Source organism: Streptomyces sp. NPDC005925 (genome assembly GCF_040638805.1).
Classification (GTDB): Bacteria; Actinomycetota; Actinomycetes; order Streptomycetales; family Streptomycetaceae; genus Streptomyces.
Window position 1 is genome coordinate 37125 of record NZ_JBEXVL010000023.1, and the last position, 25984, is coordinate 63108.

At 73.8% G+C, this 25984-nt stretch carries 23 protein-coding genes and 3 pseudogenes; 12 read left to right on the plus strand and 14 right to left on the minus strand.

The window, feature by feature from the left end; translation table 11 throughout:
- Positions 1 to 60 precede the first annotated feature (60 nt).
- Entirely contained in the window at positions 61 to 384 is a 324-nt protein-coding gene (locus ABZ354_RS22445; protein ID WP_358659374.1) for a hypothetical protein, read from the plus strand.
- Positions 385 to 578: 194 nt separating this feature from the next.
- Positions 579 to 962, plus strand: a pseudogene (locus ABZ354_RS22450) (ATP-binding protein); the annotation flags it as partial.
- Positions 963 to 1591: 629 nt separating this feature from the next.
- Here the strand turns inward: ABZ354_RS22450 and ABZ354_RS22455 are convergent.
- The 3 genes from ABZ354_RS22455 to ABZ354_RS22465 form a co-directional block, all read right to left on the minus strand.
- Positions 1592 to 4153, minus strand: coding sequence for an FtsX-like permease family protein (locus ABZ354_RS22455; RefSeq protein ID WP_358659470.1), 2562 nt, complete (start codon positions 4151 to 4153; stop codon positions 1592 to 1594).
- 104 nt (positions 4154 to 4257) lie between these two features.
- On the minus strand, positions 4258 to 5031 hold the full coding sequence (locus tag ABZ354_RS22460; protein ID WP_358659376.1) for an ABC transporter ATP-binding protein: 774 nt from the start codon (positions 5029 to 5031) through the stop codon (positions 4258 to 4260).
- Complete coding sequence (locus ABZ354_RS22465; RefSeq protein ID WP_358659378.1) at positions 5028 to 5303, minus strand: SHOCT domain-containing protein; 276 nt, start codon at positions 5301 to 5303, stop codon at positions 5028 to 5030. The genes ABZ354_RS22460 and ABZ354_RS22465 overlap by 4 nt, the downstream gene beginning before the upstream one ends.
- 269 nt (positions 5304 to 5572) lie before the next feature.
- Between ABZ354_RS22465 and ABZ354_RS22470 the strand changes: the two are divergent.
- Positions 5573 to 6167: pseudogene (locus tag ABZ354_RS22470) on the plus strand (DUF4865 family protein).
- Positions 6168 to 6202: 35 nt separating this feature from the next.
- Here ABZ354_RS22470 and ABZ354_RS22475 read toward each other — a convergent pair.
- The 4 genes from ABZ354_RS22475 to ABZ354_RS22490 all read right to left on the minus strand — a co-directional run bounded on the left by ABZ354_RS22475 (position 6203) and on the right by ABZ354_RS22490 (position 10093).
- A complete protein-coding gene (locus ABZ354_RS22475; RefSeq protein WP_358659380.1) occupies positions 6203 to 6625 on the minus strand; it encodes a PPOX class F420-dependent oxidoreductase in 423 nt (140 codons plus the stop codon).
- Between the two features lie 63 nt (positions 6626 to 6688).
- Positions 6689 to 7579 (minus strand): NAD(P)-dependent oxidoreductase, encoded by an 891-nt coding sequence (locus tag ABZ354_RS22480; protein ID WP_358659382.1) that lies wholly within the window; start codon positions 7577 to 7579, stop codon positions 6689 to 6691.
- A gap of 541 nt (positions 7580 to 8120) precedes the next feature.
- Positions 8121 to 9371, minus strand: a complete 1251-nt coding sequence (locus ABZ354_RS22485) for an ROK family protein (protein ID WP_358659384.1) — start codon at positions 9369 to 9371, stop codon at positions 8121 to 8123.
- Positions 9368 to 10093 carry an alpha-ketoglutarate-dependent dioxygenase AlkB gene (locus ABZ354_RS22490; RefSeq protein WP_358659386.1) on the minus strand — a complete coding sequence of 242 codons (726 nt, stop codon included), beginning with the start codon at positions 10091 to 10093 and terminating at the stop codon, positions 9368 to 9370. Before ABZ354_RS22490 ends, ABZ354_RS22485 begins: the two co-directional genes overlap by 4 nt.
- 80 nt (positions 10094 to 10173) lie before the next feature.
- Here ABZ354_RS22490 and ABZ354_RS22495 point away from each other — a divergent pair, with 80 nt between their 5' ends.
- Complete coding sequence (locus tag ABZ354_RS22495; protein WP_358659472.1) at positions 10174 to 11343, plus strand: methyltransferase; 1170 nt, start codon at positions 10174 to 10176, stop codon at positions 11341 to 11343.
- On the opposite strand, the gene ABZ354_RS22500 is transcribed toward ABZ354_RS22495, so the two are convergent.
- Positions 11333 to 12229, minus strand: coding sequence for a class II fructose-bisphosphate aldolase (locus tag ABZ354_RS22500; RefSeq protein WP_358659388.1), 897 nt, complete (start codon positions 12227 to 12229; stop codon positions 11333 to 11335). The two genes, ABZ354_RS22495 and ABZ354_RS22500, sit on opposite strands and share 11 nt — an antisense overlap.
- A gap of 196 nt (positions 12230 to 12425) precedes the next feature.
- Complete coding sequence (locus tag ABZ354_RS22505; RefSeq protein WP_358659390.1) at positions 12426 to 13331, minus strand: SIS domain-containing protein; 906 nt, start codon at positions 13329 to 13331, stop codon at positions 12426 to 12428.
- Positions 13332 to 13483: 152 nt separating this feature from the next.
- Here ABZ354_RS22505 and ABZ354_RS22510 point away from each other — a divergent pair, with 152 nt between their 5' ends.
- Entirely contained in the window at positions 13484 to 14263 is a 780-nt protein-coding gene (locus tag ABZ354_RS22510) for a DeoR/GlpR family DNA-binding transcription regulator (RefSeq protein ID WP_358659392.1), read from the plus strand.
- Positions 14264 to 14529: 266 nt separating this feature from the next.
- Complete coding sequence (locus tag ABZ354_RS22515; RefSeq protein ID WP_358659394.1) at positions 14530 to 15633, plus strand: glycerophosphodiester phosphodiesterase family protein; 1104 nt, start codon at positions 14530 to 14532, stop codon at positions 15631 to 15633.
- A gap of 429 nt (positions 15634 to 16062) precedes the next feature.
- Here ABZ354_RS22515 and ABZ354_RS22520 read toward each other — a convergent pair whose 3' ends face one another.
- Positions 16063 to 16752: a hydrolase gene (locus ABZ354_RS22520; RefSeq protein ID WP_358659396.1), complete on the minus strand. Its 690-nt coding sequence runs from the start codon at positions 16750 to 16752 to the stop codon at positions 16063 to 16065.
- A 225-nt stretch (positions 16753 to 16977) separates the two neighbouring features.
- On the opposite strand from ABZ354_RS22520, the gene ABZ354_RS22525 reads away from it, so the two are divergent.
- The 3 genes from ABZ354_RS22525 (at position 16978) to ABZ354_RS22535 (ending at position 20348) form a co-directional block, all read left to right on the plus strand.
- Positions 16978 to 17277, plus strand: a complete 300-nt coding sequence (locus ABZ354_RS22525; RefSeq protein WP_358659398.1) for a hypothetical protein — start codon at positions 16978 to 16980, stop codon at positions 17275 to 17277.
- A gap of 210 nt (positions 17278 to 17487) precedes the next feature.
- Entirely contained in the window at positions 17488 to 18945 is a 1458-nt protein-coding gene (locus tag ABZ354_RS22530; RefSeq protein WP_358659400.1) for a glyceraldehyde-3-phosphate dehydrogenase, read from the plus strand.
- Between the two features lie 242 nt (positions 18946 to 19187).
- Positions 19188 to 20348, plus strand: coding sequence for an MFS transporter (locus ABZ354_RS22535; RefSeq protein WP_358659474.1), 1161 nt, complete (start codon positions 19188 to 19190; stop codon positions 20346 to 20348).
- Positions 20349 to 20377: 29 nt separating this feature from the next.
- Here ABZ354_RS22535 and ABZ354_RS22540 read toward each other — a convergent pair whose 3' ends face one another.
- Positions 20378 to 20545 (minus strand): hypothetical protein, encoded by a 168-nt coding sequence (locus ABZ354_RS22540; protein ID WP_358659402.1) that lies wholly within the window; start codon positions 20543 to 20545, stop codon positions 20378 to 20380.
- Between the two features lie 124 nt (positions 20546 to 20669).
- Entirely contained in the window at positions 20670 to 21560 is an 891-nt protein-coding gene (locus ABZ354_RS22545; protein WP_358659403.1) for an SDR family oxidoreductase, read from the minus strand.
- 334 nt (positions 21561 to 21894) lie between these two features.
- Between ABZ354_RS22545 and ABZ354_RS22550 the strand changes: the two genes are divergently transcribed.
- The 3 genes and pseudogenes from ABZ354_RS22550 to ABZ354_RS22560 form a co-directional block, all read left to right on the plus strand.
- A complete protein-coding gene (locus ABZ354_RS22550) occupies positions 21895 to 22722 on the plus strand; it encodes an alpha/beta fold hydrolase (protein ID WP_358659404.1) in 828 nt (275 codons plus the stop codon).
- Positions 22723 to 23042: 320 nt separating this feature from the next.
- Positions 23043 to 23243 carry a cold-shock protein gene (locus tag ABZ354_RS22555; protein WP_358659406.1) on the plus strand — a complete coding sequence of 67 codons (201 nt, stop codon included), beginning with the start codon at positions 23043 to 23045 and terminating at the stop codon, positions 23241 to 23243.
- Positions 23244 to 23496: 253 nt separating this feature from the next.
- Positions 23497 to 23962: pseudogene (locus ABZ354_RS22560) on the plus strand (maleylpyruvate isomerase N-terminal domain-containing protein); the annotation flags it as partial.
- A gap of 79 nt (positions 23963 to 24041) precedes the next feature.
- Here the strand turns inward: ABZ354_RS22560 and ABZ354_RS22565 are convergent.
- Together ABZ354_RS22565 and ABZ354_RS22570 are read right to left on the minus strand one after the other, a co-directional pair.
- Positions 24042 to 24707, minus strand: coding sequence for a response regulator transcription factor (locus ABZ354_RS22565; RefSeq protein WP_358659408.1), 666 nt, complete (start codon positions 24705 to 24707; stop codon positions 24042 to 24044).
- A complete protein-coding gene (locus tag ABZ354_RS22570; protein WP_358659410.1) occupies positions 24704 to 25930 on the minus strand; it encodes a sensor histidine kinase in 1227 nt (408 codons plus the stop codon). The genes ABZ354_RS22565 and ABZ354_RS22570 overlap by 4 nt, the downstream gene beginning before the upstream one ends.
- Positions 25931 to 25984 lie beyond the last annotated feature (54 nt).

Sequence of the window (25984 nt, forward strand, 5' to 3'; positions counted from 1 at the left end):
CGGACGGGCGCCGGCCGCACAGGCCGGCAGTCCGAGGACACACGCGAGGGGGCGCACGAGATGGCGGAGCCGGAGTTCACGGCCAGGGGCGTGCGGATAGGCAACGGACTGCGCTCGCTGACCCGGGCCGGACAGGTACGGATCAATGACGGCAGGCTGGAGTTGCTCACCAGCTACGGCAGCGAGATAGACAGCGCGCCGGTGCAGGCGGTGCGCGCCTCCAAGCCGTGGTTCGTGCCGGACGACAGGGCGCTCGCCGATGTCAACGGCAAGCGGTACCTGCTGACGCTGCGCGAGAGCGACCCCGCGCCGGACGAATCCGGGCCGCCGGCCGCCAGCAGGTTCATCGAGGCGGTACGCAGGGCGGCGGGACGCGGTCACTGAGACGCCGCGAGTTGCGGTACCTCGTGCACTGGGTGACGCTGATCCCACATCACTCTGGGTTTACCGGCGATAACGCTGCGAACCAGCCCGCCGGCCACGACAGCAGGCGGCAGTGTCACGCAGGCGCCCTGCTGGATCCGTACTCCGCGTTCTTCCGGATCCCCCTCCGGACCTGACACCGGGGAGTCGCAGCCGTGATCAGTCATCGAAGCAGGCGCTGCACCGTGGAGCTGCAGGTCCTGCCGTCGCGGATCGGCCAGGTCCGCAGAATCGTATCTGCGCAATTGCGCTACTGGCATCTGGATTCCCTGACCGACCAGGCGATACTCGGTGTGACAGAGCTGTTGTCCAACGTCCACCGGCATGCCCGGCCCGACAAGACGTGCACCGTGGAGATCGAGCTGGAGCTCGACCGTCTGACGGTCTCGGTGCGCGACCACGATCCGCGCCTCCCGGAAATGGGTGACGCGCAGCCGCTGGCGACCTGCGGACGCGGGCTCGCCATGGTGGCCGCGCTCAGCGAGAGCTGGGGTGTGCGGCAGGAGGGCGACACCGGGAAGGTCGTGTGGTTCACGCTGCCCACGGCGGCGCTCGCGCCGGCGCCCGCGGCGGCCGGGGCCGGGTGCTCGCCGGTGTATGCCGGGGAGGGGACGAGCCCGGTGCTGGTGGGGGGCGAAGCCGGGGAGCTGACGTGGGAGCCGGGCCCCGAGGCTGTCCTGGAACCGGAACCCGAGCCGATCCTGGAACCGGAACCCGAGCCGGTGCTCGAACCCGAAGCCGAGCCGGTCCTCGGGCCGGCCTCTGCGCCCGTCCGTGAACCGGACCTCGAGCCGGTCCTGGAGTCGGCCCTCGCGCCGGATCTCGCACTGATCCTCGAGCCGTCCGTGGAGAAGGCTTCCGGGCCGGGCACGAGGCCGGTTCTCGGGCCGGGCGTGGGACCGGTCCTCGGATCGGGCATGGAGCCGCTCCCCGGGCCTGGCACAGAGACGGTCCTCGGACCGGGCAGGGAACCCGTCCTCGGGCCGGGCAGGGAACCTGTCTGTGGGCCGGGCGTGGAGCCGGTTCTTGAGGCGCGCGGGGCTCGGCACGCTCCCGCCCGGTCGGCCGTTGCCGGCTGACCGGGCGGTAACGCCGTACGGGGGTGCCGGCTGCCGCCCGGCACCCCCGGTTCGCACTGGTCGCGCTGTTACTGCCGCCGGCCCGGTGTTCACTCCGTGGCGACGGCCCGCAGCACGTCCAGGCGGGCCGCGCGGCGTGCCGGGCGGCGGCCCGCGAGGGCTCCGGCGGCGAGGCCCACCAGGGCGACCAGGGCCAGCCGTCCGGGCGGCAGGGCGAAGACGAAGTCACTGTCGGACGCCCCGTCCGACGCCGTGACCAGGACCCAGCCGAGGAAGGCGCCGAGGCCGAGGCCGCCCGCCGTGCCGAACGCGGCCACCAGGACCGACTCCCAGCGGACCATGGCCCGCAGCTGGGCACGGGTCTGGCCGACGGCCCTGAGCAGTCCGAGTTCTCGGGTGCGTTCGTGGACGGCCAGCGTCAGCGTGTTGGCGATGCCGAGCAGCGCGATCAGGACCGCGAGGGCGAGCAGCGCGTAGACGAGCGTCAGCATCATGTCGATGCCCGCCGCCGACGACTCGGCGTACTCCGCACGGGTCTGCACCTCCGGGTTGCCGTACGGCGCCGTGGCCTTCTCGACCGCCGCGCGGCCCTCGTCCTCGCCCACGCCGTCCGCGAAGGTGACGGCGACGAGCGTGTCGGAGTCCTGGGTGCGGTGCGGGGCCCAGGCTCCGCGGGTGATGACGTAGTCGCCGGCGAGTTCGGACCGGTCGTAGACGGCGCGGACGGTGAAGGTCTCGCGGTCGCCGTCGGTGAACGTCAGGCGTGCCGTGTCGCCGGTGGTCAGGCCCAGCCTGCCGGCCTCCTGCGCGGTGAGGGCGAGGCCGTCGGTGCCGAGGCCGGTCAGTGAGCCCCGTACCTCGCCGAGGTCGAAGGTGCGGGCCAGCGCGGCCGGGTCGGTGACGGTCAACGCCCGTCCACTGCCGTCGACTTCGGCGACCCCCCGGCCCAGACCGACGGCCGTGTCCACCTCGGGCAGCCGCTGCACGGCGGCGGCCAGGCGCGGACTCAGCCCACTGCCGCCCGCGCCGAACGAGGGCGCGCTCACGGCGACGTCGCCGGCGAAGGACCGGGACACGGTCTGGTCCATGGTGGCCTTCAGCGAGGCGCCGAACACGGTGAACAGCGACACGACCGCCACACCGATCATCAGCGCGCCCGCCGTGGCGGCCGTCCGCCTGGGGCTGCGCAGCGCGTTGCGCCGGGCGAGGGAACCGGTGACACCGCGCAGCCGGGGAAGCGGGCTGCCGAGGACGCGTACGGCGGTGCCGGACACCACCGGGCCGAGGACCACGAAGGCGGCCAGGGCGAGCACGGCGCCGCCGCCCGCCAGCCACAGCGACGGTTCCAGCAGGACGCCGGTGAGCGTGACCGCCAGGGCGAGCGCGGCGAGGACGGCTCCGGTGACCGCGCGCGAGCGGGAGGCGCCCGAGCCGTCGACGGCCGTCTCGCGCAGCGCGGCGAGCGGTGCGGTGCGCCCGGCCCGTACGGCGGGCATCAGGGCCGAGCCGAGGCAGACCACGACGCCGACGGCGAGCGGCAGCACCAGGGACAGCGCCTTGACGACCAGATCACCGTCCGGGAAGGGGAAGCCGATCGCCGGGAACAGGGCCTGGAGGCCGGCGGCGATGCCGACGCCGCCCGCGAGGCCCACGGCCGACGCGGTCACGGCGACCGCGCCCGCCTCGACGAGGGTGGCGGTCGTGACCTGGCGGCGGGAGGCGCCGAGCGCGCGCAGCAGGGCGTTCTCGCGGGTGCGCTGGGCGACCACGATCGCGAACGTGTTGTGGATGGAGAACGTCGCCACCAGCAGCGCGACGCCGGAGAACACCAGCAGGAACGTGGTGAAGAGGGTGAGGAACTGGCTGGAGATCATCTCCGTGTTCTCCCGGGCCGACTCCTCCCCGGTGATCGCCTCCACGCCCTTGGGCAGGCCGGGCGTGAGCCGGCCCACCAGTTCCGCCTGGGTGACGCCGGGTTCCGCGCGGACCAGGATGCTCGCGGCCCGGCCGGGCCCGGCCGTGAGGTAGCGCTCGGCGTCGGAGCGCGTCATGCCGGTGTAGGTGATCTGCGCCATGCCGTCCTCGCCGCCGAAGGTCGCGAGGCCGACGATCGTGACCCGCACCGGGTCCGGGGTGCGCAGCGTGGTGGTGTCTCCGATGCGCAGGCCGCCCCGCTCCGCGGTGCCGCGGTTCACGACCACCTCACCGGAGGCGTGCGGGGCGCGGCCCTCGGCGAGCCGGTACGGGTTCAGGTCAGGGTCGGCGATCCAGTTGCCCGCGCGGGTGGGCGGGCCCTGGCCGCCGATCGGCTCGCCGTCGGACCCGACGAGCTGGCCGGCGCCCTGGATGTCGGGCTCGGCGGCCGCGACGCCCGGGACCCGCTCCACCCGGTCGGCGAGAGCGGTGCCGACGGGCTGCCGTACGCCCTGGCTCTCCCCCGGTGCGGTGATGGCGTCGGCACTGCGCACCACGGCGTCGGTGCCGCTGCTCGCGCCCGCGAACAGGGAGTCGAAGCTCGCGCGCAGCGTGTCACCCATGACGAGCGTGCCGGCCAGGAAGGCGACACCGAGGAACACGGCGAGGAACGTGCCGGCGAAGCGGCGGCCGTGGGCGCGCAGCGAGGACAGGCTGAGGCGCAGGGAGGCGGTCAGGGGGCCGGAGGTGTTCCGGCGCGGGGAAGTCTTGCGGCGTACGGACGTGTGCGGGGCTGCGGGTGTACGCGGGGGTGCGGGCTTATGCGGGCGTCCGGCGGTGTTCATGACGGCACCTCGAAGGCTTTCATGCGGTCCAGGACCTTGTCGGCGGTCGGGTCCGTCATGCGGTCGACGAGGCGCCCGTCGGCCAGGAAGACGACCTCGTCGGCGTGGGCGGCGGCGACCGGGTCGTGGGTGACCATGACGACGGTGCGGCCGGTGGTGCGCACGGTACGGCCGAGCAGCCCGAGCACCTCCGCGCCGGAGCGGGAGTCGAGGTTGCCGGTCGGCTCGTCGGCGAACACGACCTCGGGGCGGCTCGCGAACGCCCGTGCCACGGCGACGCGCTGCTGCTGCCCGCCGGACAGTTCGGCGGGCCGGTGGTGGAGCCGGCCGCGCAGTCCGACGACGTCGATCAGCGCGTCGATCCAGTCCGGGTCGCCCGTGCCGCCCGCGAGGTCCAGGGGCAAGGTGATGTTCTCGGCGACGGTGAGCGTCGGCACCAGGTTGTACGCCTGGAAGACGAAGCCGACGCGGTCGCGGCGCAGCAGGGTGAGCCGGCGGTCCTCGAGCCCGGCGAGTTCGGTGTCGCCGACGAAGGCGCTGCCGGAGGTGAGGGTGTCCAGACCGGCCGCGCAGTGCATCAACGTGGACTTGCCGGACCCCGAGGGGCCCATGATCGCGGTGAAGCGGCCGGCCGGGAAATCCACGGTGACGCCGTCCAGGGCGCGTACGGCGGTGTCTCCGGCGCCGTACACCTTCACGGCGTCCACGACCCGGGCGGCGGCTCGCCCGGTCGTCGTGGACGCCGTGCTCGTGCTCGTCGTGGACGTCATGCCGCACCGCCCTTGCGGCCGAACTGCTCCTCCAGGACGGACAGCCGGCGCCAGTACTCGTCCTCGTCGATCTCGCCGGAGGCGAACCTGCGGCCGAGCACGGAGAGCGGCGAGTTGTCCTCGCGGGCGGGGTGCCAGGGGCCACGCCGGCCGCGCCACACGGTGCGGCGCAGCAGCACGATGCCACCGCCGATGACGGCCGCCCAGATCAGCGGGAAGAGCAGGATCCACGGGCCGGGCCCGCCGTCGGTGAAGTCTGCCAGGGTCTGCATGACCGGTCAGCTCCTCGGATGCGATGGCGTGTCGTGGTGACGTCGTCACCTCGTCACGCCGTGAGTGGTGATGTCACCTCCGAGGGTCGTCCCGGGAGGGGGTCCGGGTCGTCGTACGGCCGGTGGCCGTGTGCGTACCCCGCGGGGAGTAGGCGGGGCCGGGTGCGCTGCTTCCCCTGTGCCGCCCGCCGCGTTCGACGCGGCCGTGCGGGGCCTGCTCGCACTGCTCACCCCCTGACGTACCGCCACCCCGCCCCGGAGGCGCCCCGATGCACGCGATGCAGTACGAGATCGGCCTGCCCGCCGATGACGACAAGGGCATCGTCCGCGACCGTGTCGCGCGCGCCGGGCATCTGCTGGACGACTGGGAGGGCCTGGGCGTCAAGGCGTACCTGATGCGCGAGCGCGGCAGGGACGGCTCGCCGGTCAACCAGTACGCGCTTCTACCTGTGGAACACCGTGGCCGGCATGAACGCGTTCCTGTGGGGCGGCGGCCCCCAGCGGATCCGTGACGACTTCGGGCGGCCGTCGGTGCGGCAGTGGACCGGCCTGGCGTACGGGGCCGGCGGCGCCGTGGACTCCGTGGCGCGGGTCGCGGTGCGGCGCCGGGCCGCCCTGCCGGACCGTGCGCGCCTGGCCGACGCCGTGGCGGACGCGGTGCGTGAGACGACGCGTCCGGCGGAGCTCGACGGGGCGGTGCTCGCGGCGACCGCCGTGGACACCGGCCGCTGGGAACTCGTCCACTTCTCGCTCTGGGCGCACGACGCGCCGAACGCCCGCGGTGAGCGGGAAGGCGAGGTGCTCCGGGTACTGCATCTGTCGGCCCCGGGGCGGGACCGGCTGCCCCGGGGGCGGCAGTGGTGAGGGCGGCCACGGTCAGTCGCGGAGGTGGGTGGTGGTCAGGGCGACGCCTGGTCGCTGTCGCGCAGCTCGCCCCAGCCGTGCCAGCGGTCGACCTCGATCCAGGCGCTGACCCGGGGGCGTACGCGGTCCGGGTAGGGGTGGCCCGTGTAGTGCCGTGAGAGACGGTCGATGTCGGTCAGGTCCTCGTCGTCGCGCATCTCGCCGACGCGGCCGATGAGGGTGACGTGCGTGTACCAGTTGTCCTTGTCGAGGACGGTGAGGGTCACGCGCGGATCGTGCCGCAGGTGCTTCAGGCGTACGCGGCCCAGGTCGAGGCTGATCAGCGCGCGGCCGTCCTCCCACACGTACCAGGTGGGCGTGGACACGGGTGAGCCGTCCGAACGCACGGTCGCCATGACGCACGGGTTGGCGTGGCCCAGCAGGGTGACGGCCTCGGGCGGGAGCGGGGGCTTGGACACGGGGGTTCTCCTCCGGTTCGCGGGTCGTGGGGCGGGTCGGTGTGGTCGTCGAGGCGGGCGGGTTCAGGGGGTCGGTGGCGCGGTGAAGCCCGCGAAGTACGCGGCGACCATGTCCTCGTCGGCGTGGCCCTGGCCGGCGGCGCGCTCCAGGCGTTCGGCGCTCGCGGTGGCCACGTCGAGGCGGATGCCGTGGTCGGCGCCCGCCCGGACGATCAGTCTGGCGTCCTTGGCGGCCGTGCGCACCGCGAACTGTGGCGGGGAGAGCCGGTCCTCCAGGACGAGCGCGGACTTGGCGCGCAGGTACCCCATGTCGAGCGTGCCTCCCTCGATGAGGTCGAAGAAGCTGTCGGGCGTCACGCCGAGCGCCTTCGCCAGGGCCAGCACCTCTCCCGCGGCGACCGTGACGGCGAGCACCCAGGTGTTGGCGACCAGTTTGAGGCGGGTCGCGCTGCCCGCCGTGCCGTCCTCGCCGGTCCACACCGTGCGGGCGCCGACCGCGTCCAGGACGGGTGCGACCTTCTGCCGGTGTGCGGCGGGGCCGGCCGCGAGCACGGTGAGCTGCCCGGCCTCGGCGGGCTGCCGGGTGCCCAGCACCGGGGCGTCGTAGAAGACGAGTTCGTGGTCGGCGGCGAAGCCGGCCAGCGTGGCGACGTCGTCGAGTCCCGCGGTCGTGGACTGGAGCCAGGCGGTGCCCGGGCGCAGGGCGGGGGCCGCCTCGCGCATCACCTCGAGGGCGGCGGGGCCGTCGTACAGCACGGTCAGGACGACGTCGGCGTCCTGGACCGCCTCGGCGGGGGTGCCGGTGACGTGCGCGCCGTCGGCGGTGAGCGGGTCGGCCTTGGCCCGGGTGCGGTTCCAGACGCGGACGGTGTGCCCGGCGCGGGCGATGTTGCGCGCCATCGCGGCGCCCATGATGCCGGTGCCCAGGACGCTCACGGTCAGTGTGTCGGTCATGACGTCGGCTTCCTGTTCCTGTGTGGGGCAGTGTGGGGCGGTGTGGGGGCAGGACGGCGCGACGGCGCAGGCGCGGGTGTGGGGCGGTGCGGTACCCGCGGGGTCCTGGGGTGCCCACGTTCAGCCTGCCCCATGGCGGCGCGATTGCGGCCGAGGCGGCGCGGTGGCTGCTCCAGGTGTACGTGTACCGGCGGGCGGGGCGGCAGGGCGGACGGGGCTCGATCGGCGGGAGGGGCGCGTAGGCCAGCCGGGCGGGCGGGACGCGTAGGCCAGCGGGTCGGGCAGGCGGGACGCGTAGGCCAGCGGGTCGGGCAGGCGGGACGCGTAGGCCAGCGGGTCGGTCGGGCAGGGCTCGCGGGTAGGCCGGGCGGACGGGGCGCGCAGACCCGCCGGGCGGACGAGGCTCGGTCGGCGGACGGGGCTCGTATGCCTGCCGGGCGGGAGGGGCGCGCAGACCGGCCGGGCGGACCGGGCGCGTAGGCCAGCGGGACGGGTGGGCGGGCCCCGGGTGGATGCCCGCCCTACGCCGAACGTGACCGCTTCACGCCGAACGCGTCAGCGCGCCGAGCGGGTCGTCCAGGACGGGCTGCCAGGCCAGTTCGGCCGCGCCGACGAGGCTGTTGTGGTCGAGACTGCACGCCAGGATGGGCACGCCGCCGCTGCGGCCCCACAGGCTGCGGTCGGCGACGACCGCCCGCAGCCGTTCGGGGTCGGCGTCGAGCAGCGTGCGGTGCAGGCCGCCGAGGATGATGCGGTCGGGGTTGAGGATGTTCACCAGGCCCGCGAGGCCGAGGCCGAGGCGGTCGATCAGCGTTTCGGTGGCGACGCGGACGGCGGGTTCGTCGTACTGGCCGCGGATCAGATCCTGGGCCTGCTTGAGCAGCGACACCTCCGGGCCCGGCTCGCGGCCGGCCGCGGTGAGCAGGGCGAGCGGGTCCGCCTCGACGTCGAGGCAGCCGCGGCTGCCGCAGTGGCAGGGCCGGCCGCCCTCGGGGTTCACGGTGAGGTGGCCGACCTCCAGGGCCAGTCCCGAACTGCCGCTGTGCAGCCGCCCGTCGAGGACGAGGGCGCCGCCCACGCCGCGGTGCCCGGTGGCCACGCACAGCAGGTCGCGGGAGCCGCGCCCGGCTCCGTGCCGGTGCTCGGCGAGCGCGGCGAGGTTGACGTCGTTGGCGGCGAACGCGGGCCCGTCGATGCCGGCCGCGTGGATCTGCTCGGCGAAGATCTCCCGCACGGGCGCGCCCGCGGGCCACGCCAGGTGGAGCGGGTTCAGCGCGAGCCCTTCGGGTTCGGCGACCGCCGACGGCACGGCGAGGCCCGCGCCCACGCAGCGCCGGCCGGTCTCGCGGAGCAGCTCCGCGCCCGCCTCGACGACCGAACCGAGCACCTTCGCGGGATCCTCGTCGACGACCTCGCAGCCGGGCGCGGTGGCAACGATCCGGCCGCCCAGCCCGACCAGCGCCGCCCGGAAACCGTCGGCGTGCACCTGCGCGGCGAGAGCGACGGGGCCTTCCTCGGCGACCGCGAGGCGGTGGGAGGGGCGGCCCTGGGAACCGGCCGCGGCGCCCGGCCGGGCGTCGACGCGGATCAGCCCGAGGGCCTCCAGCTCGGCGGCGACCGCGCCGGCCGTCGCCCGGGTCACCCCGAGTTCGGCGGTGAGTACGGCACGGGTGGGCGCGCGGCCGGTGTGCACGAGCTCCAACGCGGGCCCGAGCGCGCCGCGCCCCCGGTCCAGCCGCGCTCTCGAGGTGCCTTCATCCCCCGCCGCCCGGGGGTCCGCCTTGCCGCTCATGGGGGCGAGTCTCCCATGGTCCGCCCGTGCCAGGACCGGTGCCGTGGCGCCTCGACGGTGTCGTCCCGGAAGCCGCCGGCCCGCAGGGTGATGTTGAGCCTGCCGGTCAGGTCCAGCTCCGGCGGGGCCGTCCCCGGGTACACCCGCGGGACCCCGTGATGGGCGAGCCTGGAGGGGCCGCCGAAGACGAACAGGTCGCCGCTGCGCAGTTCCACGTCCGTGTACGGGCGGCCGCGCGTCCCGGTGTTGCCGAAGCGGAAGACGCAGCTGTCGCCCAGGCTGAGCGACACGACCGGCGCGCCGGACTTCTCGTCGCTGTCGCGGTGCATGCCCATGCGGGCGCCCGCGTCGTAGAAGTTGATCAGGGCGATGTCGTACGCGGCGGCCGCATCCGGGTCCGGGTCGGGGCCGAGGGCCTCGATCACGGCGCGGCGGCCCAGGTCACCGAGCCATGCGGGGAACGGTTTCACCGGAGCGCCGTCGCCGTCGACGGCGGTGCGGGCGTAACCGTACGGGTACCAGTGCCGGCCCAGGCAGACCTGGCGGGCGGTCATGGTGCCGCCGCCGGGGGTGCGGACCGTGCGCAGCCCGGCGGGCGGGCGTGCCCAGTCCCGGCAGGCGGCGAGCAGTTCGCGCTGCGCGGCCGGGTCCAGCCAGTCGGGGACGTGCACCGCGCCCGGCGCCACCTGCCTGCGGGGCCTGGGGAACAGCTCGGCGTGCATGCCCCCATCCTGCCGGACGAGGTCTGAGCTGGGGCTCGGCTAGCCTGGGCGCGATGAACGACCGCGCGACGAACGACCGTATGACGACGCCCTGGGGCAAGGCGGCGCTCACCCGATTCCCCGAGGACCCCCGCGAGCAGCTGCGGGCCTGGGACGCCTCCGACGAGTACCTCCTCGGGCATCTCGCCGGCCACTTCGCCGGGCACCTTCCCGGCCGTCCCGCCGGGCAGGAGGTCCCGCTGCATGGGACGGTCGTGGTGGTCGGCGACCGCTGGGGTGCCCTGGTGACCGCGCTGGCGGAGCACGGGCCGGTGCAGATCACCGACTCGTTCCTGGCCCAGGAGGCGACCCGTGCCAACCTCGCGCGGGTCGGCGTCACGCCGGGCGCCGTCCGGTTGCTCACCACGCAGGACCCGCCTCCCGGCCGGATCGACGTGCTGCTGGTGCGGGTGCCGAAGAGTCTCGCCCTGCTGGAGGACCAGCTGCTGCGGCTCGCGCCGTCGGTGCACGAGGGCACGGTCGTGATCGGCACGGGCATGGTGAAGGAGATCCACACCTCGACGCTGCGGCTGTTCGAGCGGATCCTCGGCCCGACCCGCACCTCGCTCGCCGAGAAGAAGGCCCGGCTGATCCTCTGCACGCCGGACCCCGCGCTGGAGCCGCCGGCGAGCCCGTGGCCGTACCGCTACGCGCTACCCGACGGTGTGGGCCCGATGTCGGGGCGCACGGTCGTCAACCACGCCGGGGTGTTCTGCGCCGACCGGCTCGACATCGGCACCCGGTTCTTCCTGGCGCACCTGCCGCAGGTGCGTGGCGGGCAGCATGTGGTGGATCTGGGCTGCGGCAACGGCGTGGTGGGTACGGCGGTGGCACTGGCCGAGCCGGGGGCCGAGGTGCTGTTCGTGGACGAGTCGTTCCAGGCGGTGGCGTCGGCGGAGGAGACGTACCGGGCGAACGGGGTGCCGGGGCACGCGGAGTTCCGGGTCGGGGACGGCCTGGCGGGGGTGCCGTCGGACAGTGTCGACGTGGTGCTGAACAATCCGCCGTTCCACTCGCACCAGACGACGACCGACGCGACGGCCTGGCGGATGTTCTCCGGCGCGCGGCGGGTGCTGCGGCCCGGGGGTGAGCTGTGGGTGGTCGGCAACCGGCACCTGGGTTATCCCGCGAAGCTGCGGCGGCTGTTCGGCAACAGCCGGCTGGTCGCCGGGGACCGGAAGTTCGTGGTGGTGAAGGCCGTCAAGCGGTAGCGGGACCCGGCTGTCGGACCGTGGCCGGGCGCGAGGGCCGGCCGAGAACGCCGACGAGGTCCGCGACCGTCCGTGCCATCGCCTCCCTGCCCACGGCCAGGTAGGCGCGCGGGTCGACGGCCTCCGGGTGCGCGGCGAGGTACTCGCGGATCGCGCCGGTCATGGCGACGTTGAGCGCGGTGCCGATGTTGACCTTGGCGATGCCGCCGGCGGCGGCCGCGGCGAGTTCGTCGTCCGGGACGCCCGAGGAGCCGTGCAGGACGAGCGGCACGTCCAGGGCGTCGGCCAGTCGGCCGAGCAGGTCGTGGTCGAGGGTGGCGGTGCGGCTGGTCATGGCGTGGGTGCTGCCGACGGCGACGGCCAGGGCGTCCACGCCCGAGTCGGCGACGAAGGCGCGGGCCTCGGCGGGGTCGGTGCGCGCGCCGGGTGCGTGCGGGCCGGGCGGCGCCTCGCCGTTCTTGCCGCGGATCTCCCCCAGCTCTGCCTCGATCCACAGCCCGTGGGCGTGTCCCCAGTCGACGGCGGCCCGCGTCACGGCGAGGTTCTCCTGGTACGGCAGCCCGGAGGCGTCGTACATCACGGAACTGAACCCGGCGTCCGGCGCCCGGCGCAGCAGGGCGTCGCTCTTGACGTGGTCGAGGTGCAGCGCGACGGGCACGGCGGCGCGTTCCGCGACGGCGACGGCGGCGCGGGCCAGCGGCAGGACACGGCCCTGCCGGAACGTGACCGCGTTCTCGCTGACTTGCAGGACGACCGGCGCGTTCGCCGACTCGGCTCCGGCGACGACGGCTTCGGCGTGTTCCAGCGTGATGATGTTGAACGCGGCGACGGCCGATCCGGCCGCGGCGGCGCGGGTGACGAGGTCACCGGTGGTGGCGAGGGGCACGCGGGTCCTTTCGGAGGGCTGCCGGTTGTCGTGACAGGGGCCCGTCGCCGTCGAAGAGGCGAGGGGTTGCCGGACGTGAGGGGGTGTCGGTCGTCACCCCGGACTGTGGACTGCCGGTTGTCGTGAGTAGGGCCGGTCATCGTCGGGCGGGCCGGTCGCCGTCGGGCGGGCCGGTCGCCGTCGGGCGGGCCGGTCGTCAGGGGGTGAGGATCACCGAGCGGGTGAGGTGGCGCGGCCGGTCCGGGTCGAGGCCGCGGGCCGCCGCGACGGCGACCGCGAGCCGTTGGACGCGGACGAGTTCGGCGAGCGGGTCGAGGCCTCCGGCGATCCAGCGCCCGCCGGTCTCCCGGACCTGTTCGGCGAGCCCGTCGGGTGCCGCGCCGAGCATCCAGGTGGCGGTGCCGCTCGTGGTGATGCTGATGGGGCCGTGCCGGTACTCCATCGCCGGGTAGGCCTCGGTCCAGGCGAGTGCGGCCTCGCGCATCTTCAGCCCGGCCTCGTTGGCGAGGCCGACGGTCCAGCCGCGGCCCAGGAACGTGAACTGCGTGCAGTCGACAAGCCCTTCGGGGAGGGGTTCGTCGAGCGCGGTGCGCGCGTCGGCCACGGCGGACTCCGGGTGCAGGCCCAGGTGGGCACGCAGCAGGGTGAGGGCGGTCGTCGCGAACCGGGTCTGCACGACGGACCGTTCGTCGGCGTAGTCGAGGACGACGACGTCGTCCGCCGCCGTCATGACCGGGGTGCCGGGGTCGGCGGTGAGGGCGGTGGTACGGGCGCCGGTGGCGCTGTCGGGACGGTCCTTGACGCGGTGCAGCAGGTCGAGGACCTCCGTGGTGGTGCCGGAGCGGGTGAGGGCGACGATGCGGTCGTAGGCGCGGCCGTGCGGGAACTCGGAGGCGGCGAAGGCGTCCGTCTCGCCCTGACCCGCGCCTTCGCGCAGCGCGGCGGCGGCCTGCGCCATGAAGTACGAGGTGCCGCAGCCGACGATCGCGACCCGCTCCCCCGGCTGCGGCAGCGCGCGGACATGGTCCGCCGCCTGCGACGCTGCACGCTCCCAGCACGCGGGCTGGCCGGTCAGCTCGTCCTCGACATGCGTCGCCGTCACCGCACACTCCATTCCTGGTCACCATCATCCCGCTTTGCTTGTTCCTGCAAGATAGCGCGCCATTTCGAGCAACATCAAGCATGCGTCGATGATCGGGTGCGCTAGGGTCGCCGACACGCAAGAGGGGTACGGCCCGGGGACGGAGGCTGCGGATGTCGCGCGACGCCCGCTGGAAGACGCTGCTGGAGCTGCTCGTGGAGCGCGGCCGGCTCGACGTCGAGGAGGCGGCCACGGAGCTGGAGGTGTCGGCCGCGACGATCCGGCGCGACTTCGACCAGCTCGCCGAGCAGCAGATGCTCGTGCGCACGCGGGGCGGCGCGGTGGTGCACGGGGTGTCGTACGAGCTGCCGTTGCGCTACAAGACGGCGCGGCGCGCCTCGGAGAAGCAGCGCATCGCGACGGCGGTGGCCCGGCTGGTGGTGCCGGGCGAGGCGGTCGGGCTGACCGGCGGGACGACCACCACGGAGGTGGCGCGCGCCCTGGCCGTGCGCGCCGACCTGTCGTCCGGCTCTCCGGCGCTGACCGTCGTGACGAACGCGCTGAACATCGCCAACGAACTGGCCGTGCGCCCGCAGTTCAAGATCGTGGTGACGGGTGGGGTCGCGCGGGCGCAGTCGTACGAGCTGATCGGGCCGCTCGCGGACGGGGTGCTGGGCCAGATCACGCTCGACGTGGCCGTGGTCGGCGTGGTCGCGTTCGACGTGGCGCACGGCGCGGCGGCCCACGACGAGGCGGAGGCCGCGGTCAACCGGCTGCTGTGCGAGCGGGCCGAACGGGTGGTGGTGGCCGCCGACTCCAGCAAGCTGGGCCGGCGGGCGTTCGCCCGGATCTGCGCGGCCGAGACCGTGCACACGCTGGTCACGGACAGCGCGGCCGACGCGGACACGGTGCGCCGGTTCGAGGAGGCGGGCCTCACCGTCCTCACGGTGTGAGCCCCCGGGTCCGGCCAGGCACGGCACCGGGCAGCGGCCCGCGTTCCGTCCCGGCCGGGACGGCCCCTCCCACCCGTCCTCCCACCCGTGGCCGGTTGGACGTACCGGCGAGGCGGGGTCCGGGTACCAGCCGGACCGGTGCCGGACGGGCGCGTTCACGGGCCAGGTCACCCGCGCGTTCACGACACCCTCACGTCCGGGTCGTTGCACACGCCCGGGCTCCCACTAGCGTCTGCGGGGCCCCGACCGAGAGACGTGAGGTTGCGATGCCCTCGAGACGACCGCTCATCCGCACCCTGGCAGCGCCGGCAGCCCTGGCACCCCTGCTGGCCTTCGCCCTGGCCGTTCCGGCGACCGCGCACGCCGGCGCCGCCCCGCCCGGCGGGCCGCACGTACCGCCGCAGAAGACGCACTTCGACCTCCAGGCGCACCGCGGCGGCCTCGGCCTGACGACGGAGAGCTCCCTGCCGGGCTTCGCGAAGGCGCTGCGGCTCGGCGTGTCCACCCTGGAACTGGACACCCAGATCACCAGGGACGAGAAGGTCGTCGTCACGCACGACCGGCAGGTCAGCGCCCAGAAGTGCCGGGACACCGCACCGGTCGAGGCCGGCGACCCGGTGTACCCGTACGTGGGCAAGTACATCAAGGACCTGACGCTGGCGCAGATCCGCACCATGGACTGCGGCTACCAGCAGGTACCCGGATACCCCGGACAGGAGGTCGTCCACGGCCATCGCCTGCTCGAGCTGAAGGACGTCCTGAACCTCGTCAAGAGCTACAGGGCCAAGCAGGTCACCCTCAACATCGAGACGAAGGTCGAGGCGGGCGCGCCCGAGCAGACCGCGCCGCGCGAACTGTTCGTGCGCCGGGTGTACGAGGAGATCCACGCGTCGGGCATCGAGGACCAGGTCACCGTGCAGTCCTTCGACTGGGGCTCGCTGAAGGCGATGCACAGGCTGGCCCCCGGGTGGCCGCTGGTGGCGCTCACGAACTACGACTTCCTCGAGGTCGGCAGGCCCGGCGCGTCCCCCTGGCTCGGCGGGATCGACGCCGACGACTACGACGGCGACTTCGTGAAGGCCGCCGCGGCCGTCCCCGGCGTGACGGCGCTCTCGCCCAACTACGGTTTCCCGCAGAGCGGCAAGGTCGGCGACCCCGGCTTCCGTTTCTACCCGGACCGGGCGATGGTCGGCTCCGCGCACGCGAGGGGCCTGAAGGTCGTGCCGTGGACGTGCGACGACCCGGCGACCCTCGAGGCGCTCATCGACCTCGGCGTGGACGGCATCATCACGGACTACCCGGACCGGCTCCGCACGATCATGGCGGAACGGGGCATGCGCCTGCCGAAGCCCTACCCCGCCCCACGCTGACTCCGGTCGTCCTCGGCTTCCCGCGGTCCTCCGTCATCCCGGGCCCGGCGCTCTCCCGAGCCCTTCGCTCTCCCGGGTCCTGCGTCATCCCGAACCCTTCGCCCTCCCGGGTCCTGCGTCATCCCGAACCCTTCGCCCTCCCGGGTCCTGCGTCGCCCCGAACCTTCGCTCACCCGGGTCCTGGGGCATCCCGCACCCTTCGCTCTCCCGGCTTTCCGTTGTCCCGGCCCTCGGCCGCACGGCCCGTCCGTCGGCGCCCCGCGCGTCGGCGGACGGCCCGTGCCGACTGCGTCAGTGTCGCGGCGCCCCGCGCCGCAGCGCCGACAGGGCCGGGGTTCGCGCCAGCGCCAGCCATGTCTCAGCGCCGCGCGCCCCAGCGGCCGGGCCGAGGCCCGCGCCGACTGCCGGCCCTTTCCGACGCCCCGCGCCTCAGCGGACAGGGCCGGGGTCCGTACCGGCCGCGGCCATGGTCCGCAGCCGTTCGTCGCACCAGGCCGTGGCCAGGGCGACCATCTCGTCCAGCGAGCCGGGCTCGTCGAACAGAGGCCCGGCGTCCTGCACGACGCGGACGGCGCTGACCGCCGGGATCTGCTCCGCGGCCTGCTGGTCGAGCCGCAGCATCCCGGGGTCCCGGCCGCCCGCGAGGAACAGCACCGGCACCCGGATCCTGCGGAGCGCGTCGCCGGCCAGGTCGGGGCGGGCGCCCCACACCACGGCGGTCAGCGCCTCGTCGGGCAGTTCCGCGGCGGCCTCCAGCACGGCCGCCGACTCCACGCCGGTACCGAACAGGGCGATGGGAAGCCCCCGCGTCTCGGGCTGGGCCTTGAGCCAGTCGCTGCCGGCGGCGGTACGGCGGCCCAGCAGGCGCACGTCGAAACGCTGATCGCCGTCCGGGGAGACACCACGGTCCTCGGCCTCGCTGAGCAGGTCGAGTGCGAGCGTGCCGAAGCCGGCCCGGTGCAGTGCGGCGGTGACCGAACGACTTCCCGGACTCCGGCGAGAGCTGTCGGTGCCGTGCGCGATCAGGATCATCGCCCGCGCCTGCGCCGGGACGACGAGATCGCCTCCGAGCGTCACGCGGCCGGCGGGCACCGACACCATCTCGGAGATCATGAGCATCACCCGTTTCCTCGGACCGTTCGGCTGCGTGAGCCGCTGTCTGGAACTCCGTCGTGCCGGGTACCCGCGCAGCCCGAACCGGATCGCCGCCGTCCGCCTCCAAGCCACTCTGCCGCCGGCCTCCCCGGCGTGCGGCGCCGCCGGCCTCCGCGGGCGGTTGACGCGGTAGGCGCGGATGGCCTCGGGTACCCGGGCACGGCACGACTACCAGGGGAGATGACTCGGATGCTGATCCTCGGACTGCTGCTCCTCGCGGGCTCGGCCGCCTTCACCGTCCTGCTGATCGCCGACAACCTGTCGGGCGGTCCCGAGTACACCGTGTCCATCCTGAGCGAGAAGCTCGCGACCATGAACACGCTGGCCGTGTTCTGCTCCGGCCTCGCGCTGGCGCTGATCTTCTGCCTGGGGCTGGCTCTGATGTCGGCGGCCCGGACGCACCGGCGCCGCAAGAGGGAACGCGAACATCACAGCGCCGACGACGCCACCTACTGGGACGACATGCGGGGCCGCGACGCACACGCCTGACCCGGTCCACGACCGGCTGCGGCTACGAAAGCGGGCTCCGCGCGCACGGCTGCGGCCACCGTTCGCGCCGCCTCGGCGCGGCGGGCAGCGACAGCGCCCCCGTGCATCCCGGCAGCACGCGCTCACACCTGAGCGCAGAGGGACCCACGTGATCGGCAAGAATGGCAGGTGATTAACATATGAGCACCGCCTAGCTCGAAAGATGAACCTGTGACTGCCACCGTGGACTCGTTCACCAACTGGAAGAACCGCGAGGAGATCGCGGAGTCGATGATCCCGCTCATCGGGAAGCTGCACCGGGAGCGGGACGTCACCGTCCTCCTCCACAGCCGCTCCCTGGTGAACAAGTCGGTGGTCAGCATCCTCAAGACCCACCGGTTCGCCCGGCAGATCGCGGGCCAGGAGCTCTCGGTCACCGAGACCCTGCCGTTCCTGAAGGCGCTCACCGCCCTCGACCTCGGCCCGTCCCAGATCGACATCGGCATGCTGGCCGCGACCTACAAGGCCGACGACCGGGGCCTGAGCGTCGAGGAGTTCACGGCCGGGGCCGTCGCGGGCGCCACGGGCACGAACAAGATCGAGCGCCGCGAGCCGCGCGACGTCGTCCTCTACGGCTTCGGCCGCATAGGGCGTCTGCTGGCCCGCCTCCTCATCGAGAAGGCCGGCTCGGGCAACGGCCTGCGACTGCGTGCCATCGTCGTGCGAGGCAGCGGCGGCCGGCCCGTCGACGACCTCGTCAAGCGGGCCTCGCTGCTGCGCCGCGACTCGGTGCACGGCCAGTTCCAGGGCACGATCACGGTGGACGAGGCCAACAGCACGATCGTCGCCAACGGCAACGAGATCCGCGTCATCCACGCCGACGACCCGTCCCAGGTGGACTACACGGCGTACGGCATCAAGGACGCCATCCTCATCGACAACACCGGCAAGTGGCGCGACCGCGAAGGCCTGTCGAAGCATCTGCGTCCCGGCGTCGACAAGGTCGTCCTGACCGCACCGGGCAAGGGCGACGTCCCGAACATCGTGCACGGCGTCAACCACGACACGCTCAAGCCGGACGAGAACATCCTGTCCTGCGCGTCCTGCACCACCAACGCGATCGTCCCGCCGCTGAAAGCGATGGCCGACGAGTACGGCGTGCTGCGCGGCCACGTGGAGACCGTCCACTCGTTCACCAACGACCAGAACCTGCTGGACAACTACCACAAGTCCGACCGCCGGGGCCGTTCCGCGCCGCTCAACATGGTCATCACCGAGACCGGCGCCGCCTCCGCCGTCGCCAAGGCGCTGCCCGGCCTGAAGGCGAAGATCACGGGCAGCTCGATCCGCGTCCCCGTCCCGGACGTGTCGATCGCGATCCTCAACCTGCAACTCGCGCGCGAGACCACCCGCGAGGAGGTCCTCGACCACCTGCGCGACGTGTCACTGACCTCGCCGCTCAAGCGGCAGATCGACTTCATCAGCGCGCCCGACGCCGTCTCCAGCGACTTCATCGGCTCGCGCAAGGCGTCGATCGTCGACGCCGGCGCCACCAAGGTGGAGGGCGACAACGCGATCCTCTACCTCTGGTACGACAACGAGTTCGGCTACTCCTGCCAGGTCGTCCGGGTCGTCCAGTACGTCTCCGGGGTGGAGTACCCGACGTACCCGGCGACACCGGCGCTCTGATCCCCGCCCCGCTCTTCGGGCGCCGGGGCGCCGGGGCCGGTCCGACGGAGGGCCGGCCCCGGCGTTTCCGGTGAGCCGCCGGCGTGGCGGCAGCACGGGGAGCGCGAATGGGAGCGGACCGCCCGCGGGAACAGCCTGCGGAACCCGGATGCATGTCCTGGTGGATCGCCCTTGCCCCACCCCCGGGGCACACTTAGCCTGCTTTTGTGCCGCCAATAAACAAAGCCCGTCCGCACAGCGCCGTGCCGGGCCGCCCCGCCGACCTGTCCCGCCTCCGTGCCGTCCTGACCACCTTCTTCGCCCTCGACGGCTTCATCTTCGCCGGATGGGTCGTCCGCATCCCGGCCGTCAAGGAGCAGACGCACGCATCCGCCACCGAGCTGGGCCTCGCACTGCTCGGGGTGTCCGCCGGGGCGGTCATCACGATGACCCTCACCGGCCGCCTGTGCCGCCACTACGGCAGCCATCCGGTCACGGTGGTCTGCGCGGTCCTGCTCTCCCTCAGCGTGGCGCTGCCCCCGCTCACCCACTCCGCGTCCACGCTCGGCGCGGTGCTTCTGCTGTTCGGGGCCGCGTACGGCGGCGTCAACGTCGCCTTCAACAGCGCCGCCGTCGATCTCGTGGCCGCGCTGCGACGGCCTGTCATGCCGAGCTTCCACGCCGCGTTCAGCCTGGGCGGCATGGTCGGCGCGGGCCTGGGCGGGCTGGTCGCGGGCGCCGTCTCCCCGACCCGCCATCTACTGGGCCTCACGGCCGTCGGACTGCTCGTCACCGCGGTCGCGGGACCCGCGCTGCTGCGTCTCGAACCCGCGGCGCCTCCCGGCCGGCCCCGCGAGGAGAAGCCGGGGCCACGCCGTCCGGACGCCCGCACCCGCGGCCTGGTGACCGTCTTCGGACTGATCGCCCTGTGCACCGCGTACGGCGAAGGCGCCATGGCCGACTGGGGCGCGCTGCACCTGGAGGAGGACCTGCGGGCCCACCCGGGTCTCGCGGCGGCCGGCTACTCCTGCTTCGCGCTCACCATGACGCTGGGCCGCCTCAGCGGCACAGCCCTCCTGGAGCGCCTCGGGCGGACCCGCACCGTCGTGGCCGGGGGCGCCCTCGCGGCGGCGGGCATGCTGCTCGGATCACTCGCCCCCACCCTGTGGGCGGCCCTGCTCGGCTACGCCGTCACGGGGCTCGGCCTCGCCAACCTCTTCCCGGTGGCCGTCGAACGCGCCGGCGCGCTGGCCGGCCCGAGCGGCGTCGCGACCGCCTCCACCCTCGGTTACGGCGGCATGCTGCTGGGCCCGCCGGCGATCGGCTTCATGGCCGACGGGATCTCCCTGCCGGCCGCCCTCACGAGCGTGGCGGTGCTGGCGGCGGTGGCGGCGGCCATCGGGGCGGCGACGCGGCGGGCATAGCCGCCCCTCCAGCGACCGCCCCGGTCGGGTCACCGGTCCGGGGGGCCGGGCAGCGGGCGTTCCTCCGAGTCGTCCGGTTCCTCTTCTCTCTCGCCCTCCGCCTGGGACGGCGTCGTCCAGGGCGGGTCGTAGGAGCGCTCGGCGCCCGGATCGTCGTCGCGTTCGCCCTCGGCCTGGGACGGGGTGTGCTCGTTCATCGGTCTCTCCCTGCCTGGTGGGTCGGCCCTCGAGGCGGGCCAGTGGTCTGCCTGGCCAGTACGGCCGGGGCCGTCGGCGTGCTCGCCGGGCGCCGGCCCGCCGCGCACCCGTGTCGGACACCTCCTAGGGCAGTGGTGTGCCGCCGGTGGCGTTGAGGATCTCCGCCGTGATGAAGCTCGCTTCCTGGGAGGCGAGGTAGACGTACGCGGGGGCGAGTTCCGCGGGCTGCGCCGGGCGGCCCAGCGGCGCCTGCTTGCCGAACTCCGACGTGTCCGGGAGCGTCGCGGGGATCAGCGGCGTCCACACCGGTCCGGGCGCGACCGCGTTGACGCGGATGCCGCGCTCCACGAGCATCTGCGCGAGCCCCTGCGTGAAGGTGACGATCGCGCCCTTCGTCGTCGCGTAGTCCAGCAGGTGCGGACTGGGTTTGTACGCCTGGACCGACGTGGAATTGATGATGCTGCCGCCCTCGTGCATGTGCGGGAGCGCGAACTTCGTCAGCCAGAACATCCCGTACAGGTTGGTGCGCATGACGCGGTCGAACTGCTCGGTGGTGATCGCCTCGATGCCGTCCGGCTGCGACATCTGGTACGCCGCGTTGTTCACCAGCACGTCGATGCGGCCGAACTCCGCGACCGCCCGGTCGATCAGCGCGCGGCAGTTGGCCTCCTCGCGGATGTCGCAGGAGACGGCGACCGCCCTGCGGCCCGCGTCCTCGACCAGCCGGGACGTCTCGCGCGCCTCGTCGGCCTCCACGTCGAGGTGCGTGAACAGCACGTCGGCGCCCTCGCGGGCGAAGGCCAGGGCCACCGCCCGGCCGATGCCGGAGTCGCCGCCCGTGACGACGGCCTTGCGGTCGTCCAGCCGACCGGAGCCGCGGTAGGAGTCCTCACCGTGATCGGGCGGCGGGTCCATCGGGCCCGTCCAGCCCGGGTGAGGCTGGTCCTGCGCGGGGAAGCCGGGCTGCGGATACTGCGTCACCGGGTCCTGCGGGGTGTGCTGCGACTCGGTCACGTCCATCTCCTCACCGTGGGACATAGAGGGCCGGAACGACGGGTTCCCGGCTCACGGCGTACGACGCACCGCAGGCCGGGAACCTGGGACCGCTCCCCCGGTGACTCCCCCGCGGCTCTCGTCGCGTCGTCGTGGGGCCGTCCGGCGTATGCGGGCGCGGGCCGGTTCGGGATGATCAGACGGGGTACCCGGGACGTGCGAAAAACGACCGTGCCGACCGTACTGGCCGTATCGGAGGCGGCAGGACCGCAGGCTCGTACCCGCGAGAAGTACCGAGAAGTACCGGAAGTACCGAGCCGTGTGAGCCGCGTCGAGACATGCCGGGAGGCAGCCGTTGAGGCGACCGCGCCTTTCCGTTCCGGGGTTCGCCACCGTACTGGGGGCGGTCCTGGAGACCGGCTGGGCGGGCATGCGGCTGGCCGGGCTCCCGCTGGAGGTGGCCGTCTGGGGCGTACGGCGGTGCGCCGGACTGTTCGGCGGCCCGGCCGTGCGCCCCCTGGAGCGGGAGACCACGCGGTGCGAGCCGGACGTGACGGGGCTCCCCGTGATCTTCGTGCACGGTCTGTCCGACCGGGCGTCGATCTTCACCCGGCTACGGGACCGGCTGCGCGGCTGCGGCGCGGGCCCGTTCCTCACCGCGACGTACAGCCCGTTCCACCTGGACATCCGTACCGCCGCCCGCGCCCTCTCCGAGCAGGTCGAACAGGCCCGGGAGCAGGCGGGCGGGCGCCCCGTGTGCCTCGTGGGGCACAGCCTGGGCGGGCTGATCGCGCGGTACTACGTGCAGCGGCTCGGCGGCGACGCCCACGTGTCCCTGGTGATCACGCTGGCGACGCCGCACAGCGGCACGGCGATGGCGCTGCTGGCCCCGCCGTACCCCGTGCTGCGCCAGCTGCGGCCCGGCAGCGACCTGCTGGCCGAGCTGGCCGAGCCGTGCCCAGGGTGCCGCACCCGGTTCGTCGCCTTCTACAGCGACCTGGACGAGGCGGTCCTCCCCGCCGGCCGGGCCCGTCTCGACCATCCTGACCTGCTGGTACGCAACATCCTCGTGCACGACGTCGGCCACCTGATGCTGCCCGTGCACACCTGTGTCGTCGACGAGGTACGCGCGCTGCTGGCCGCGGCGGTGGGCGTCCCGCCGGAGGCCCTCGCACCGGAGTGAGCCGACCCGCCGTCTCCCGGACCCCTCCAGGCACCTCCGCCTCCTCGGGTCCGGGCCCCCTCCAGGTGCTCCACCTCCTCCGCTTCCCGGCCCCCTCATGTCCCTCCCGAGACGTTCGCACCCCCCGGGAATGAATCCCTCCGGGGCCTGGTTCCACTGAACGGTCGATGTTTTTGTGTCTGTGTTTCACCGCACGCTCGCGAAGAACGCCGTCGCGGGCGCCGCCTTGCTTCAGGGAACTGGAGAAGTCGCGTCCAGGCCGACCCGGGGCACCGCACGGTGCGGTCCCCGTATCCAGCACCCTCAGAAGGAGCAAGAAAATGACTCAGGGCACCGTCAAGTGGTTCAACGCGGAGAAGGGCTTCGGCTTCATCGCCCGCGCCGACGGACCGGACGTCTTCGTCCACTACTCCGAGATCGACAGCGACGGCTTCCGCAGTCTCGAGGAGAACCAGACCGTGGAGTTCGAGGTCGTCCAGGGTCCGAAGGGCCCGCAGGCCTCACGCGTCCGCGCTCTCTGAGACGGCCGGGCAGCCGCCCGACGCACCTCATGACGCACCCCATGGCCGGCGCCACGAGCGCCGGCCATCGGCATGCCCACGATCACCACGTATGCCGTGCGCACCCACACGTGTGCCGCGCGTACCGCGTACCGCCTCTCCCCGGTGGCGTTCGCCGACCACCTGCCGGGGGCCTTTCCCCCGTGACGTTCGCCGACCCACCTGCCGGGAGGCCTTTCCCCTCCCGAGCGCCGGGTGGGGCAGACTCGTCGACATGGAGACGGTCCGGTTCCTCGACATCCTCGACGCGGAAGGCACGTTGCCGGCCGCGGCCGCCGAGCGTGCCGGAACCGGCGCCGAGGTCCGGGCCTGCCCCGGCTGGCGGATAGCGACCTGCTGCGGCACACCGGCGCGGTACACCGCTGGGCCGCGTCCTCCGTCGCCGAGCGGCACATGCACCCTGTGAGATCGGGGACGGCCCGGAGCTGGACGGCGCCGAGCTGATCACCTGGTACCGGGACAGTCACCGCGTCCTGGTCGGGACGCTGGCCGGAGCCCCGTCCGACGTACGGGCGTGGACGTTCCATCCCGCGCCCTCGCCCGGCCCGCTTGCCTTCTGGACCCGTCGGCAGGCCCACGAGACGACCGTGCACCGCATCGACGCGGAAGGCGCGGAGGCCCCGGGACCCAGAAGCGGCACGGCGGTCGCCGCCGACTTCGCCGTGGACGGCATCGACGAGGCCCCGGCCCGGCTTCGCCGTCCGCGCCGTCGGTGTTCCCGTCCGCTTCCGGCGCCCGACGGCCGCCGCCCCTGAACGGTCAGCCCAGCCAGCCCGGCCGTACCAGCCCCGACTCGTAGGCCATGACCACCAGTTGGGCCCGGTCGCGGGCACCCAGTTTCACCATCGTGCGGCTGACGTGGGTCTTCGCGGTGAGGGGGCTGACGACCAGGCGGCGGGCGATCTCCTCGTTGGGCAGGCCGATGCCGACCAGGGCCATCACCTCCCGTTCCCGCTCGGTGAGCGCGACGAGCGCGCCGGCGGCGGCAGGCTCCTTGGAACGGGCCGCGAACTCGGCGATCAGCCGGCGGGTCACCCCGGGCGAGAGCAGCGCGTCGCCGTGCACCACCGCCCGCACCGCCCGCAGGAGTTCCTCGGGTTCGGTGTCCTTCACCAGGAAGCCGGAGGCGCCGGCGCGGATCGCCTCGAAGACGTACTCGTCCAGCTCGAAGGTGGTCAGCATGACCACCTTGACCTCGCCCAGCGCGTCGTCGCCGGTAATGCCGCGCGTGGCCGCCAGTCCGTCCATGACCGGCATGCGGATGTCCATCAGTACGACGTCGGGCCGCAGGTCGCGCACCGTGCGCAGCGCCTCCTCGCCGTCGGCCGCCTCCCCGGCCACCTCGATGTCCGCCTGGGCGTCGAGCAGGGCCCGGAAACCGGCCCGCACCAGCGACTGGTCGTCGGCGAGCAGTACACGGATCACCGGTCCTCCCTGACCTTCAGCGGCAGTACCGCGAGCACCCGGAAACCGCCGTCGGCGCGCGGGCCCGCCTCGATCGTGCCACCGAGCGCGGCGGCCCGCTCCCGCATCCCGGCCAGCCCGTTGCCGCCGCCCCCGGCGTCCGTCACGGTCGCGGGCCCGTCGTCGTCCACGCACAGCCGCAGCGCGTCCGCGTCGTGGTCGAGCCGCACCCGCGCGTGCCGCGACCCCGAGTGCCGTACGACGTTGGTGAGCGCCTCCTGGACGATGCGGAAGGCGGCGAGGTCGGCGCCGGGCGGCAGGCCGGGCGGCTCACCCGTGACGTCGACCGTGAGGCCCGCGCCCGCCGCCTGCGCCACCAGCTCGGGCAGCCGGCCCAGTCCGGGAGCGGGTGCGCGCGGCGCGTCACCGGGCGTGCGCAGCGTGTCGAGCACCTGCCGCACCTCCCCCAGTGCCTCCTTGCTGGCCGCCTTGATGGTGGTGAGCGCGGAACGCGCCTGCTCGGGGTCGGTGTCGAGCAGAGCCAGCCCGACACCGGCCTGGACGTTGATCACGGAGATGCTGTGCGCGAGGACGTCGTGCAGTTCGCGGGCGATGCGCAGCCGCTCCTCGTCGGCCCGCCGCCGCGCCGCCCGGGCCTGCTCGGCCCGTGTCCGCGCCCACTGCTCGCGCCGCGCGCGGCCCAGTTCGGAGAGCGCCGCGATCGCCACCATCCAGGTCGCCACGACGATTTCCGAACCCCAGGAGGCAGCCGCGTCCCCGGCCGGCGGCAGCCACCGGTAGAGCCAGTGCGCCACCAGCAGGTGCCCCGCCCAGAGCATCCCGATCGCCGACCAGGCGGCCACCCGATGCCCGGCGACCACGGCACTGAAGCAGCTCACGGCGACGGCGAGGAAGACCGGACCGTACGGATATCCGGCGCCCAGATACACCAACGCGGCGCCCGCCGTGCCGAACGCCACGGCCGCCGGATACCGCTTGCGCCACAGCAGCGAGACGCCCGCGACGAGCAGCAGCACGCGCGCGAGGGGATCGAGCGCGGCACGCTCGCCCGCCTGTGCCTGCGCGGCGAAGTTCGAACCGGCCAGCACGAACACGGTGATCAGTGCGGTGCTCCGCCACGGCCATGACGGGCCGTGTGGCGTGTCGCCCCAGCGGTTCCACCCCCAAGGCCCCTGCCGCCACCGGCGCGGCGCCCCGCCCCCGCCTGCACCCTGTTCATCCATACCGGCCACGCTAGACGCCACCGACAGGCACCGACGTCCCCCACACGTGGTGAC

Excerpts from the sequence above, each read along its gene's own strand:
- ABZ354_RS22485 (WP_358659384.1), bottom strand. The coding sequence starts at position 9,371 with ATGAGCGGCAAGGCGGACCCCCGGGCGGCGGGGGATGAAGGCACCTCG.
- ABZ354_RS22570 (WP_358659410.1), bottom strand. The coding sequence starts at position 25,930 with ATGGATGAACAGGGTGCAGGCGGGGGCGGGGCGCCGCGCCGGTGGCGG.
- ABZ354_RS22460 (WP_358659376.1), bottom strand. The coding sequence starts at position 5,031 with ATGACGTCCACGACGAGCACGAGCACGGCGTCCACGACGACCGGGCGA.
- ABZ354_RS22540 (WP_358659402.1), bottom strand. The coding sequence starts at position 20,545 with ATGAACGAGCACACCCCGTCCCAGGCCGAGGGCGAACGCGACGACGAT.
- ABZ354_RS22525 (WP_358659398.1), top strand. The coding sequence starts at position 16,978 with ATGCTGATCCTCGGACTGCTGCTCCTCGCGGGCTCGGCCGCCTTCACC.
- ABZ354_RS22520 (WP_358659396.1), bottom strand. The coding sequence starts at position 16,752 with ATGCTCATGATCTCCGAGATGGTGTCGGTGCCCGCCGGCCGCGTGACG.
- ABZ354_RS22510 (WP_358659392.1), top strand. The coding sequence starts at position 13,484 with ATGTCGCGCGACGCCCGCTGGAAGACGCTGCTGGAGCTGCTCGTGGAG.
- ABZ354_RS22515 (WP_358659394.1), top strand. The coding sequence starts at position 14,530 with ATGCCCTCGAGACGACCGCTCATCCGCACCCTGGCAGCGCCGGCAGCC.
- ABZ354_RS22445 (WP_358659374.1), top strand. The coding sequence starts at position 61 with ATGGCGGAGCCGGAGTTCACGGCCAGGGGCGTGCGGATAGGCAACGGA.
- ABZ354_RS22480 (WP_358659382.1), bottom strand. The coding sequence starts at position 7,579 with ATGACCGACACACTGACCGTGAGCGTCCTGGGCACCGGCATCATGGGC.
- ABZ354_RS22490 (WP_358659386.1), bottom strand. The coding sequence starts at position 10,093 with ATGCACGCCGAGCTGTTCCCCAGGCCCCGCAGGCAGGTGGCGCCGGGC.
- ABZ354_RS22555 (WP_358659406.1), top strand. The coding sequence starts at position 23,043 with ATGACTCAGGGCACCGTCAAGTGGTTCAACGCGGAGAAGGGCTTCGGC.
- ABZ354_RS22495 (WP_358659472.1), top strand. The coding sequence starts at position 10,174 with ATGACGACGCCCTGGGGCAAGGCGGCGCTCACCCGATTCCCCGAGGAC.
- ABZ354_RS22465 (WP_358659378.1), bottom strand. The coding sequence starts at position 5,303 with ATGCAGACCCTGGCAGACTTCACCGACGGCGGGCCCGGCCCGTGGATC.